This is a genomic window from Govania unica, assembly GCF_027920805.1.
GTDB lineage: Bacteria > Pseudomonadota > Alphaproteobacteria > Sphingomonadales > Govanellaceae > Govanella > Govanella unica.
On the sequence record NZ_JANWOI010000004.1, the window covers coordinates 119587 to 132120 of the forward strand.

Annotated in this window: 12 protein-coding genes and 1 riboswitch; of the genes, 5 read left to right on the forward strand and 7 right to left on the reverse strand. The window is 59.8% G+C overall.

All coding sequences use genetic code 11. The features are described from left to right. On the reverse strand, nucleotides 1-1146 hold the full coding sequence (locus NYP16_RS11320) for an aminotransferase class V-fold PLP-dependent enzyme (RefSeq protein ID WP_274944256.1): 1146 nt from the start codon (nucleotides 1144-1146) through the stop codon (nucleotides 1-3). A 294-nt stretch (nucleotides 1147-1440) separates the two neighbouring features. On the opposite strand from NYP16_RS11320, the gene NYP16_RS11325 reads away from it, so the two are divergent. After that, a complete protein-coding gene (locus tag NYP16_RS11325; RefSeq protein WP_274944257.1) occupies nucleotides 1441-1887 on the forward strand; it encodes a MarR family winged helix-turn-helix transcriptional regulator in 447 nt (148 codons plus the stop codon). 51 nt (nucleotides 1888-1938) lie between these two features. Continuing rightward, the gene (locus tag NYP16_RS11330) at nucleotides 1939-2424 is read left to right on the forward strand and encodes a VOC family protein (RefSeq protein ID WP_274944258.1); all 486 of its coding nucleotides are present in this window, start codon (nucleotides 1939-1941) and stop codon (nucleotides 2422-2424) included. A gap of 3 nt (nucleotides 2425-2427) precedes the next feature. Here the strand turns inward: NYP16_RS11330 and sugE are convergent, their stop codons facing one another. Next, nucleotides 2428-2751, reverse strand: coding sequence for a quaternary ammonium compound efflux SMR transporter SugE (sugE, locus tag NYP16_RS11335; protein WP_274944259.1), 324 nt, complete (start codon nucleotides 2749-2751; stop codon nucleotides 2428-2430). A 219-nt stretch (nucleotides 2752-2970) separates the two neighbouring features. Between sugE and NYP16_RS11340 the strand changes: the two genes are divergently transcribed. From NYP16_RS11340 to NYP16_RS11350, 3 genes are all read left to right on the forward strand, one after another. Next, nucleotides 2971-3255, forward strand: coding sequence for a sulfurtransferase TusA family protein (locus tag NYP16_RS11340; protein WP_274944260.1), 285 nt, complete (start codon nucleotides 2971-2973; stop codon nucleotides 3253-3255). A gap of 57 nt (nucleotides 3256-3312) precedes the next feature. Next, nucleotides 3313-3744: a SufE family protein gene (locus NYP16_RS11345; protein WP_274944261.1), complete on the forward strand. Its 432-nt coding sequence runs from the start codon at nucleotides 3313-3315 to the stop codon at nucleotides 3742-3744. 109 nt (nucleotides 3745-3853) lie between these two features. Next, nucleotides 3854-5872 carry a TonB-dependent receptor gene (locus NYP16_RS11350; protein WP_274944262.1) on the forward strand — a complete coding sequence of 673 codons (2019 nt, stop codon included), beginning with the start codon at nucleotides 3854-3856 and terminating at the stop codon, nucleotides 5870-5872. A gap of 200 nt (nucleotides 5873-6072) precedes the next feature. Here the strand turns inward: NYP16_RS11350 and tenA are convergent, their stop codons facing one another. From tenA to NYP16_RS11375, 5 genes are all read right to left on the reverse strand, one after another. After that, on the reverse strand, nucleotides 6073-6744 hold the full coding sequence (gene tenA, locus NYP16_RS11355) for a thiaminase II (protein ID WP_274944263.1): 672 nt from the start codon (nucleotides 6742-6744) through the stop codon (nucleotides 6073-6075). 10 nt (nucleotides 6745-6754) lie between these two features. Then, nucleotides 6755-8929: a TonB-dependent receptor gene (locus tag NYP16_RS11360; protein WP_274944264.1), complete on the reverse strand. Its 2175-nt coding sequence runs from the start codon at nucleotides 8927-8929 to the stop codon at nucleotides 6755-6757. Nucleotides 8930-9023: 94 nt separating this feature from the next. Continuing rightward, a riboswitch (TPP riboswitch) is annotated at nucleotides 9024-9126 on the reverse strand. Between the two features lie 34 nt (nucleotides 9127-9160). After that, a complete protein-coding gene (locus NYP16_RS11365; RefSeq protein ID WP_274944265.1) occupies nucleotides 9161-10093 on the reverse strand; it encodes a ChaN family lipoprotein in 933 nt (310 codons plus the stop codon). Next, on the reverse strand, nucleotides 10071-10595 hold the full coding sequence (locus NYP16_RS11370) for a J domain-containing protein (RefSeq protein ID WP_274944266.1): 525 nt from the start codon (nucleotides 10593-10595) through the stop codon (nucleotides 10071-10073). Before NYP16_RS11370 ends, NYP16_RS11365 begins: the two co-directional genes overlap by 23 nt. Nucleotides 10596-10735: 140 nt before the next feature. After that, the gene (locus tag NYP16_RS11375) at nucleotides 10736-12343 is read right to left on the reverse strand and encodes a phosphoenolpyruvate carboxykinase (RefSeq protein WP_274944267.1); all 1608 of its coding nucleotides are present in this window, start codon (nucleotides 12341-12343) and stop codon (nucleotides 10736-10738) included. Between the last annotated feature and the right edge of the window lie 191 nt (nucleotides 12344-12534).

Consider the following 12534-nt stretch of genomic DNA (forward strand, 5'->3'; position numbering starts at 1 on the left):
TCAGAGCAACAGCTCGCGATTGGCTTTAAGACCGGCTATCAGCGCTTCCACATCTTCCTCATTGTTATAGAAATGGAACGAGGCGCGCATATTGCCGTCACGAGAGGAGGTAACGATGTCGCGGGCGGCAAGCCGGGCGACGAGGGCTGTGTCGTCTTTCGCGCGCACCGCCACCATGGGGCCGCGCCGGGCATCATCCGTCGGGGTCGCGGTGATGAAGCCTTCGGCGGCGAGGCGATCGAGATAATAGCGGGAGAGTGCCCGCACATGCTGTTCGATGGCGGGCAGGCCCACATCCTGGACGATCTTGAGCCCGGCTTCGGCGGCATAGCAATTGACCACGGGCGGCGTTCCGGCTTCGAAACGGCGGGCGGTCGGCGATGGATGATTGGCTTTGATATTCATGGCGCCGATATCGGCCTGGGCAAACCAGCCGGATGTGGTCGGCACAAGGCCCGGGATAAGCTCGTCCCGCACATACATGAAGCTGATCCCGGCGGTGCCGAGCAGGTATTTGAGCATGCCACCGACGGCGAAATCCACATCCAGTGCCTTCATGTCCAGGCATTCGGTGCCGACCGACTGATAACAATCGACCAGCAGGCGCGCGCCCTTTTCATGGGCGATGCGGGCAATCCCCTTGATGTCGAGTTTGGCGCCGTTCCGATAGCAGACATGGGTCACGGCCACGAGGGCGGTGTGCTCGTCAATGGCGGCGCGGAAATGGTCGAGGGGAATATATCCTTCGGCATCGACCGGCACATGGAGGATCTCGGCTCCACGCTTGCTTTGGGCGTGCCAGATCTGGGCATTGGTCGGAAATTCGAAATCGCTGATCACCACCTTGTTGCGCGGGCCGGAGAAATCCATCGCACTAGCCAGGGCGTTGATTCCGGCCGAGGCCGAGGTGGTCACCGCCACTTCGTCCGCCGTCACCTTAAGCAGGTTGGCCATCGCCGCCCGCACCGATTCGTTGATCCCGGCCCAGTGATCCCAGGCGGCGCCTTCGGCCAGGCGGCCGTCGAGATAGGCCTCAAAGGCTGCCTTCACATCAAGCGACAGCGCCGCGTAAGAGCCGCTGTTCACATAGGTCTTTTTGGCGAGAACGGGAAATTTCCGGCGCAAGGCAGTGAAATTGTCAATCATGAGCAGCGGACTTTCCAGTGTCTTGAGGTCCAGGGCCTGAGATCTATGGGTGATTCTCTTCAGCATAGTATATACAAAAATTCATGTATTTACATATATTAAATGATTGTATGATATGAGTTCAATCAGGTGATCCTCAGGTGTAAATAGCGATACTGTACGGATTTGATGGATATACATTTGAATACATATATCTTAACCTGATTAGGTCGCCAGTTCATCCTAATTTCTGGTGTAAAATGTAAGCTGTAAAATCGGAATGCATGCATCCCGAAGGATCAAGAGAGGCTGATCGTGTCGACCAGAAACACCGGAGATGAGTGGCTGCGGACTTTCATTCCCTATCTGATGTATAGGGCAACGAATAAGTTGAACGCGCGCCTGCTGACGCGCCTCAAAGCCATGAAAATCAACCCGTCGCAATGGCGTGCGCTCAGTGTGCTCAAAGCCTATGGCACCATGAGCGTGAGCGAGATCGTCGACCATACGTTGATGGAGCAACCAACCGTGAGTCGGGTGGTGGCGCAGCTTGAGCAGGATGGTCTGGTGCAGCGGAACGCCTCCACCGAGGATTCGCGGGTGACCGAGGTTGTGCTGACCGAGACGGGCATCGCCGCTTTTGAGGCCATAGCCCCTGCGGCCTTGCGCCATCAGGAACTGGCCTTGCAGGGCCTGACCAAGAAAGAGATTAAGACTTTTGTCGACATACTGGCGCGGATCGAACAAAATATCGAGATTTAGCGTCGGGCCCGGCCAGAGTGGTTTCGGTCCATAGTGGTTGTGGCTTAAAGAATGTTTGCGAGTGACAGCATGCTGCGGCAGATCGCCACGGATGAATGTGGCACCCCCGATAGGGTGGCGGATTGTGCTCCGCGTTTCCATGGGGCTGTATTATTTTATTATTATGAGGATCTTCCGGCCAGCGTCAGCTGGTACGAACGCCATCTCGGGCTGACCAAGCGGTTCGACGAGGGTTGGGTGGTGATCTTCGAGCTCACGCCAGGCAACTATATCGGCCTTGTGGACGCACGGGAGGGCTTTTTGCAATCCCTTCCCGTCCAGGGCAAAAGCTCCCTTATCGCCCTTGAAACACAGGATCTTGACGATTGGTACGCGCGCTTGCGGGATCAGGACGACGTGCGTCTGGTCCAGCCGCTCGGCATCGGCAGCAAAGGCCTGACCGAGCGCTTCCTGATTGCTGATCCCGGCGGGTATGTCATTGAATTCTTTCGCTGGTGTCGCGCTCCGGCCGGATGGAGAGCCGGAGCGGACGACTGACGCTCAGGCGCTGGACGACACCAGTTTCAGCCCGAGAATGCCGCAAACGATCAGAGAAATGCACAAAATCCGTGCGACCGTGGCCGGTTCATTGAACAGGTAAATGCCAAGCGCCGCCGTGCCGACGGCGCCGATGCCGGTCCAGACCGCGTAAGCGGTGCCAAGCGGCAAATCACGCAACGCGATCCCAAGAAGACCCATGCTGAGGGCAAGCGATACCCCGGTCCAGACCGTGGGCCACAGCCGCGTGAACCCTTCGGTGTATTTGAGGCCGATAGCCCAGCCGATTTCAAACAGTCCGGCGATGAACAGAATGACCCATGCCATGGCATGCTCCGCACTTCAGGCTCGGGCACAGAAGGCCGCGTTCGAGCCGCTGACAGGGTCGTCCCCGCCCAGGCGCGTGAATCCGGAGTTTGGGCATCTCCAGGCGGGGCCGTCCCCGCACGCGCGATGGCTGTTATCTAAGCCAAGGCCCGGGAGCTGACAAGGCATTTTGCGGGCTGGATTTGCCAGTCATGGCGCTGCTATGCTGTGGAAATGCGTATGACAGATCCCCTCATCGACCCCATCGAAGACCTTGACGTGACAGGGCTGCGTTGCCCCCTGCCGATTTTGAAAGCGGGCAAGCGCTTGCGGGCCATGGCTCCCGGCAGCCTCCTGCGGGTGCACGCAACCGATCCCATGGCCGGGCTCGATTTCCCGCATTTCTGCCGTGAGACGGGCCATGATCTGATCGAGGCCACGGAAACCGAAGTGGGTCTGCTGCTGTTTGTGATCCGGCGTGGCGTGGCTGCCATCGCCCTCGACTCCGAGCAAGGTCTTTACTAAAAAGGGTCCGAGCCCCATTTACTAGAGAGAGGGCTTAAGCGCAGGAACCTTTGGCATATGATGGCGATCGACGACATTCTGGAAAATTTCGAGCTCTTCGATGATTGGGAGGATCGCTACCGCTTTGTCATCGATCTCGGGCGCGAGCTGACGCCGTTCCCCGAAGCCGAACGGACCGAGGATAACCGCGTGCGCGGCTGCACCAGCCGGGTCTGGCTGACGAGCCGGCTTGAGGGCTCTCCCCGTCATTTGTTTCTGGAGGGGGACAGCGACGCCCATATCGTCAAGGGGCTGGTCGCCATTCTGCTCAGCATTTATTCCGGCAAGACCCCGGTTGAGGTCCTGCAAATCGACGCCCGCGCCATCCTCGCCAAACTCGGCCTTGAAGCGCATTTGTCGCCCATGCGCACAAACGGGCTGTTCTCCATGGTCGAACGCATCCGTGCTATTGCCGCGGATTATGCACTCGATTCCGGCGTCACGGCCTGATTGAGCAAGGCCGGTATTTTTGCCGGTCCGTGCATTCCCTGCCTTGACTGTAATGTTATATTATTACAGTATGCGCGCCAACGATCCGATTTGAATGGGAGATGGCCGCATGGGGCGGAGAGTAACAAGTGTTTCCATAGTGAGTTTGTTGTGCCTTGCCGGTCCGGCTTTTGCTGAGTCGGCCGCGAGTTCCACCCCGCCCCATGGCGATGAAGTTGAAAAAATTCTGGTCACCGGCCGCCCTTATGGCCAGTCCTCTCTCGACAGTTTGCAGGCCAATTCGATTCTCACGGGCGAAGACCTTGAACGCCGTATGCAGGGCTCCATTGGCGAGACGCTGGCCGGTTTGCCGGGCATCAGTTCAAGCTATTTCGGCCCCACCGCGAGCCGCCCCATCATTCGCGGTTTGAGCGGCGATCGCGTGCGGATGCTGATTGGCGGCATCGGCACCATCGATGCCTCCTCCATCAGTCCCGATCATGCGGTGGCGTCGGAGCCGCTCATGGCGGAACGGATCGAGGTTCTGCGTGGCACCGGGACGCTGCTTTATGGAAGCTCGGCGGTGGGCGGTGTGGTTAATATTCTCGATGGCCGCATTCCAAGCAAATTACCGGATGGCGGGATTGAAGGCATCGTTCAGGGCACCTATGGCACCAATGCCGATGAACGGGCTCTGGCGGCAGGGGCCACCGTTGGTCTTGGCAATATTGCTGTCCATGCCGAAGGCACGTACCGCAAATCCAATGATTTCCATATCCCGGGCTTTGCCAAATCCAGGCTCCTGCGGGCCGAGGAAGCTGCAGCGGGTGAAGCGGATGCCAACGATCCCTACGGCGAGCAGCGGAACAGCGATGCCGAGACCAAGGATGGCTCCATCGGTGCCTCCTATGTCGGGGATAAAGGGTTTCTGGGTGTCTCCTTCGCGCGGACGGAAATGAATTACGGCATCCCGGTCGAGGAAGCCGCGCGCATTGATATGCATCAGAACCGCTTCGATCTGATGGGACAACTGGATACGCCGTTCCTGATTTTCGACAGCACGAAAATCCGTTTCGGCTATGCCGATTATCAGCATCAGGAGCTTGAAGGCGACAATGTCGGCACCACCTTCACCAACAAGGGCTGGGAAGGACGGCTTGAACTGGTGCAGAGTCCGTTCGGGCGGCTCAAGGGGGCCATGGGCGTTCAGGCGTCGCGGCGCGATTTCGCGTCCTTTGGCGAGGAGGCGGTTTCGCCGCCGTCGCTGACCAACAACCGCGGCATTTTCGCTGTGGAGGAACTGGATTTCAGCCCGCTTCATATCGAATTTGGCGGCCGCTTTGAACGCCAGACCGTGAATGCTACCACTCTTGGTCTTCAGCGTGCGTTCAACACGGTCAGCTTGTCCACGGGCGCGTCGTATGATCTGAGCGAAAACTGGCTCGCCGGGTTCACGCTGTCACGGTCAGAGCGTGCGCCGAACGCGGAAGAACTCTATTCAAACGGCCCTCACATCGCGACGCGGGCCTTTGAGATCGGCAATCCCGATCTGACCAAGGAAACGGCGACCACGGTCGAGGTTGTCTTGCGCAAACAGGCGGGGCGTGTCACGGGCTCGCTCTCGCTCTATCACACCTGGTTCCGCAATTTTGTTTATGAGGCGGCTACTGGTGCTGAGATCGACGATCTGCCGGTGTTTCAGTTCTCGCAAGCGAACGCCAAATTTTATGGCGGGGAATTGGAGCTGGCGTTCAAAGCCATCGAACGCGAGGGCTTCTCGCTGACCCTTGATGCGGCCGCCGATCTCGTGCGCGCCACCTTGACGGCCACGGGCGAGCCCCTGCCGCGCATTCCGCCGAAGCGCTTGACCCTCGGTGCCACCGGCAAGGGCGATCGTTATGACGTGCGGGTGGAGATGCAGCTGGTCGACAAACAGAATCGCCATGGCGATTTTGAATTGCCGACCGATGGCTATAGCCTGCTCAACGCGAGCTTCAATTATCATCCCTTTGCGGACCGCAACGTGACCCTGTCCCTGCAGGGCAGGAACCTGACCAATGCCGATGCGCGCAACAGCGCGTCCTTCATCAAGGATCTGGTGCCCATGCCGGGGCGGGATATCCGGTGCGGCGTCAATTACAAGTTCTGATCCGGGGTGAAGACAGGAAATACTCCCCGTCATTGCGAGGCGCAGCCGAAGCAATCCAGTCTTACTGATGAAGGGTCTGGATCGCCACGCCGCTTACGCGGCTCGCGATGACGGATGGGAACAGTCCCACGTGGGCGGTCTCATCTTATGTGTCATTGCCGGGTCAAGCCCGGCAATGACATCCTGAGGGATTAATCCCCTCAGACCGTAACCGGCCACTGTTCCTGCCGGTAGGCGCTGTCCCAGAACATCCATTCATAGACCGAACAGAGGTTGAACGCCGTCACCATGCGCTGGCGTTCGGCGGGGCTTGCGGCTGCGGCGGTGGCGTCGGTGATGGCGATGGCCTCTTTGACCGCATCGGCAAAGGCCGGGGCATTATAGGTATCGACCCAGGCCTGGTACGGATTATCCGGGGCGGAGATTTTCGCAATCTCCTGACCCACATGCCAATAGATCCAGAAACAGGGCAGGATGGCCGCGACCAGTTCCTCATAGGATCCGGTGGCCGCCGTGGCCAGCAGGAAATTGCTGTAGCCCGCGCAGGCCGGGGATTTCTGCGCGGCCGCAAGGTCCGCGTCGCTGACCCCGAACTGATGCAGGAACCCCGCATGAAGCGCGCGTTCGACCTCAAGCGCGACCTGTGCGCTTTGGGCAAAAAACAGCATGGCTTCTGTGGTCGGCGACTTGGCCGAGGCCACGGACAGCGCCCGGGAATAGCTGTTGAGATAGAGCGAATCCTGCATCACATAAAAGCGGAAGCGATCCGCATCGAGGGTCCCGGACGCAAGGTCGCGGTTGAACGGCAGGTCAAGGATTTTGGTCAACAGACCGTCGATGCCGTGCCACAGATCGTCGGAAAATTTTGTCATCAAGGTTCCCTTAGAATTTCGCGCCGAGGGTTGCGCCATAGGTGCGACCGCGATTGAGCGTGAAGCTGTCGAACGGACCATTCGGCCCAAGCCCCGCAAGCAAGGCCACCTGATCCTGACCAAAGGCCGAGATGGCCCAGCGTTCATCGGCCAGATTCTTGCCCCAAAGCGCGAAACTCCAATGCGGCGTCTCATAGGCGATGCGGGCGTCGATCATGTCATGGGCGGGGGCATAAAGCACATTGTTGATCTCGTAAAAGACCTTGCCGATGCGGGTGTAATCGGCGCGCAGTACGATATTCGCGTCATGTTTCACCGGAATGCTGTAGCCGACCCCGAAGGCGAGGTTCGACCGCGCATTGTTCGGTGTCTTGTTGCCAGCGTAATCATGGGGCAGGGCAGTGATCGGATCGGGGGCGACCAGGGTTTTGATTTCCGCATCGGTCAGCGCATAGGAGGCATTGACCGTAAGCCCCGGTGCAAGTTCGGCCACGGCCGCGAGTTCGAACCCGAGCACATCGACGCGCGGCGCGTTGAAGGCGAGATCAAGTCCGCTGACAAAAGCGAAATACTGGAAATTCTTGTAGCGGGTGTAATAGCCGGCGGCGGTGGTCACGAGCCTGCCGTCAAAAAATGCGGCCTTGGCCCCAGCTTCGACTGTCTGTGTTTTTTCGGGTTTGAAGGTCGCGGTGAATGTATCGCCCGGCCCCGGCAGCGGATTGAAGCCGCCGGTCTTGAAGCCCTGGCCATAGGTCGCATAAATCAGGCTGTCGGCGTCAAGTTTGTAGGATAGCGAAATCTTCGGCTGAAAATTATCGAAGGTCTTGCTGCGCTGTTCGACGAAATCGTCACTCTCGACCCCGCTCACGTGGACTCGACGGTCGTCGCGGTCATAGCGGAGGGCGACGGTCGCCTCAAGTGCCTCGCTCAGGTCATAACTCGCCTGCGCGAAGGCGGCCAGCTGGGTTGATCGGGTGCGGAAGCGTGGGGCTTCTTCGCCGAACAGCAGGGGGCCGAAATCATCGACGCGGATATTGGTCACATCCTGCAGGAAGCCGCCGACGATCCAGCGTAGACGCCGGTCATCGGGCGAGACATAGCGCAGTTCCTGGGTCCAGACATGGATGTCTTTCGGTTGCGACACCGGCTGGATGCCGTCCGGATAATAGGGCACGCCTTCAAAGGTGATCGGTTTGTCATGGCGGTAATCCAGTTCCTCGACGAAGTTCTTTGAATAGCTGTCATAGGCGCTGGTTGAAATCACCTGGCCGCCGAAGGCCGGGTCCCAGATGAGACGGAGACTTGCCCGTTGCCACTCGCGGTCGGCCTTGCCTTCGAAATCGCCGATGGGGTTGGTGAGCGCCACGCCCGACAGACGGCCGGCATAAGGCCCGGTCACATTGTTTGACGACACATAGGCAGCACCACCCTTTTCCGACATGACCGAAAGCCCGAGTTCGGCGCTTAGGCTGTCGCTGAGCTTGGCGTCGAGGCGCAGGCGGGCGTTGCGGCTGGTGAAGTAATCGACGTTTTTGTCGAGATAGTCGTTATGGATAAAGCCGTCGCTGTCGTAATAGGAACCGGCGAGGCGGAAGGTCAGCTTGTCGCCGGCGATAGGCCCGCCGACGCCGCCTTCGGCGGTGAATGTGTTGCCGTTGCCATAACCGATTTCGCCGTCGCCGGTCCAGATGGCGCTTGGGGCTTTGGTGGCCACATTGATGACGCCACCAATGGCGTTCTTGCCATAAAGCGCGCCCTGCGGCCCTTTGAGGATTTCCACACGTTCGAGGTCATAAAGCCGGGTGGTGAAGAACTCGGTATCGGCAAAGGGCACGCCATCGACCACATAGGCCACCGACGGGGCTTGCAGACGATCGGTCGAGACGCCGCGCACGGTGATGATATTGGTGCCGGGGTCCTGATCATTGACCATGAACACGCCGGGCGTCGCCGTCAGCACATCGTCGATGGTTTTAAGCGAGCGGGTGACCAGCGTATCGGCCCCGAACACGCTGATGCTGTCGGGGATGCGGAGTGCGGCTTCGGTGCGTCCGCGCGCGGTGACCAGAATATTTTCAAGGGTGGTGACGCGGTCTGCTGCGGCGTCCGGTTCGGCGCGGGCTGGGGTACTGAGTGCGGCAAAGGCGGTTGTGGCCAGGATGAGGCCGGTGAAAGTCTGTGACATGACGTCAGGCTCCGAATGTTCAGCGATAACCGCTGAGGGTCGAGCCCCCGATCGGAACAGGACAGGCCTTAACACGAATGGTGACAAATGGCGGCCTGCCATGCGTCCCTCTCCCTTCGCTGGTGCTAGCCAGATCAGGTTCGGTGGGTATAATCTCAGTCCCTCTCCCCATGAGAAGGACACCCCAGTGGAACGGCCGCAGGGATCGCAGATTGCCGGGCGGTTGTCAAGTTAGCCTGCTGGCTTGCAGGGGTCGTTGCGCGGGATGGCCGGGGTGAACCAGACATAATCATAGGCCGCGATGTCATAGTCCGTGGGGCTGGACTGTCCCGGCCGGGTTTCCATAAAAGCGATGCTCAGGACCCTGCCGTGCGCACCAAGGCGGTGCAGCTGATAGGGCACGGCGCGGTCTTTCCGCACATGCTCGGCCTCGGCGATCAGCAGGGCGTTGTCGGGTGTCGACATCAGCGCCCGGGTCATTTCGGCGTCGCGGGCGAACTGGATTTCGGCGAAGGCTTGCACCACCCGCTCGGGCAGTGCGCCGCAATGGCTCGACTGGATGGCGTCACGAAGCGCGGGGCCCACGGCCTCGGGCAGTGCTGCGGGCAAGGCGAGATCGGCGCGGGTTTTATCATCAAACGCGGCCGAGCCGGATCGATGAAGCGCCGGCAACAGCGTGCGGTCGAGATTGCCAGCCATGATCGGCACGCCGCCGCGCACGGCCGCAGTGAAAATCGGCTCATAGGCAGCCCAGTCGGGCCAGCCGCTGTTGTCCCAGTCGAGGAACAGACGGAGGGTGGCGGCATTGTCGCGCGGAGTTTCGGAGAAAAGCTTAAGCGCCTTGTCCTGGTCGGTACTGATCATTTCGGCCACAAGGGCAAAGCGGCGGTTTTTTTCCACGAGCGCCCGCATCGCCCAGGCCTCAAGGGCGTGATGGCGCGGATTGTCATGAACTTCACCCAGCAGCACAAAACGCGCCTCCGTCATGGCCTGCAACAGGGTGTCAGGGGTGACGAAGCGCTCCCCGGCCACCGACCAGATGCGGTCGTCGAGTGACTGGGGCGTTCTGTAAGACCCGGGCGGTGGCGCGGGCACGCAGGCGGCCAGAAGGCCACATAGGGCGAGCGTCAGACCCTGAATCTTACGCCCGGCGCTTATGAACATCGCTGCGTCGCAACAGAGCATAGGCCTGATGGATAACATGGAACTTGGCGGCGGCGTCTGCGGCGGCCTCTCCCGGGTTGGAGTCGGGATGGAACTGTTTGGCGAGTTGGCGGTAGCGGCTTTTGATCTCGTCTTCGCTCGCCTCTTCCTCAAGCCCGAGCAGGCCGAGGGCGCGCCGTTCCTCAGGCGTCCAGAGCGAGCCGCTTTCGGCAAAGCTCCAGGCGGCGGTTTGTTTATAGCTTTGAGCGGTGCGCGCTTCGGCCTCGGCCGCGCGCATCATGTCGTCATAGCTCATGCCCGAGAAATAGTTCCAGGACCGGTTATATTCCGCCGCGTGGGTCTGACAGAACCAGTATTTCTCATCCGAACTGCGGGATTTAGGGGCTGGATGCGCTCCGGGATGCGTGCAGCCGGCATGGTCGCAGCCTCGCGTTTTTTGCGCCTGCGTCTCTCCGCCGTACCCGCCCCAACGCGGAAATCCCCAACTTCTCGAACGTGACATGGTTACCTCAAGTGCAGAGTCTCAACCGTCTATTATGGGGATTGCCATGCTGGCTGACAATTGGTGTCGGGCCCCGGACGGCGGAAAAAAGAAAACCCCGACGATCACGCCGGGGTTTTCCATCTTGCAAATCAGAGCGTTCAGGCGGCCGAGGGGGCGGCGGCGCGTACGGCGTCGTCGACGTAATCGGCGAATTCCTTGAAGTTCTCGATAAAGAGACCAACAAGTTCCTGAGCTTTTTTGTCATAGGCCGCAGCATCGGCCCAGGTGTCGCGCGGATTGAGGATCTTGCTGTCGACGCCCGGTACGGAGACCGGAACCTCGAAGCCGAAATTCTCGTCCGTGCGCATGGGCACGCTGGCGAGCGAGCCGTCAAGGGCGGCAGCGAGCAGGGCCCGGGTCGCCTTGATCGGCATGCGCGAGCCAACGCCATAGACGCCGCCGGTCCAGCCGGTGTTAACCAGCCAGCAGTTGACATGCTGCTTGGCGATCTTTTCGCGCAGCAGATTGCCGTAAACCGACGGATGACGCGACATGAACGGCGCACCGAAGCAGGTCGAGAAGGTCGCCTGCGGTTCTGCGCCGAGGCCCTTTTCAGTCCCGGCCACTTTGGCGGTATAACCCGACAGGAAGTGATACATGGCCTGTTCAGGGGTCAGTTTGGCGATGGGCGGCAGCACGCCGAAGGCGTCAGCCGTCAGCATGATGATGTTCTTCGGCGGCGCGCCGATGCCGGTTTCCGACGTGTTCGGAATGAACTCAATCGGATAGGCGCCACGGGTGTTCTCGGTATGCTGGCTGTCGTCGAGATCGAGGATGCGGGTATCCGGGTCCATGACCACGTTTTCAAGCACGGTGCCGAAACGTTTGGTGGTGGCATAAATTTCCGGCTCGGCTTCGGCCGAGAGGCGGATCATCTTGGCGTAGCAGCCGCCTTCGAAGTTGAACACGGCGTTGTCCGACCAGCCATGCTCGTCGTCGCCGATGAGCGTGCGGCTCGGATCGGCCGAAAGCGTGGTCTTGCCGGTGCCGGACAGGCCGAAGAAAATGGCGGTATCGCCATCCTTGCCGATATTGGCCGAGCAATGCATCGGCATCACGCCCTTGGCGGGCAGAATGTAATTGAGGATGGTGAACACCGATTTCTTGATTTCCCCGGCATAGGAGGTGCCGGCGATCAGCACGATCTTTTTACCGAAATGGGCGGTGATCACGGTTTCCGAACGGGTGCCGTCCACTGCCGGATCGGCAAAGAAATTCGGCGCGTGCAGAATGACATATTCAGGATCGAACCCGGCAAGATGCTCATGCCCCGGGAGGATCAGCAGGTTGCGGATGAACAGGCTGTGCCACGGGCTTTCGGTGATGACCCGAACCGGCAGGCGATAGTCTTCCTGGGCCCCGGCCCAGAGATCCTGGACGAACAGCTCCTTGCTGTCGAGATAGGCCTGGATCTTTTGATGCAGGCCGTCGAACTGCGCTTCCGAGATCGGGCGGTTGACCGCGCCCCACCAGATGTTGCTGTCGCTTGAGGGTTCCTTGACCAGGAACTTGTCGTTTGCCGAGCGGCCGGTATGCTGGCCGGTGCGGACCACAAGAGCCCCGCCTTCCGCCATCACGCCATCGCCGCGGCGAATCGTTTCTTCATAAAGAGCTTCGGTGCCAAGGTTCCAGTTGACTTGTGCCTGCGGCTTTAGTCCCTGCTTCTCGACGCCATTTTTGCTGATATAGGGCCCGACGTTAATCACGATGTCCGTTCCTTAATGTTCGCGGAGTTTCTTAGATAAGGCTTCCGCATGCTTTTCGCTTTGAACAGACCTATCACTAGTTTTTAGCCCGCCGTTTGTCCATATCTTCTCGACGCTGGGGTATTCTGGTGCCGTATTCCGACTCCGTCCTCCAACGGGGTCAAGGATATCCGGTCGCCCCCCCTCCCGTC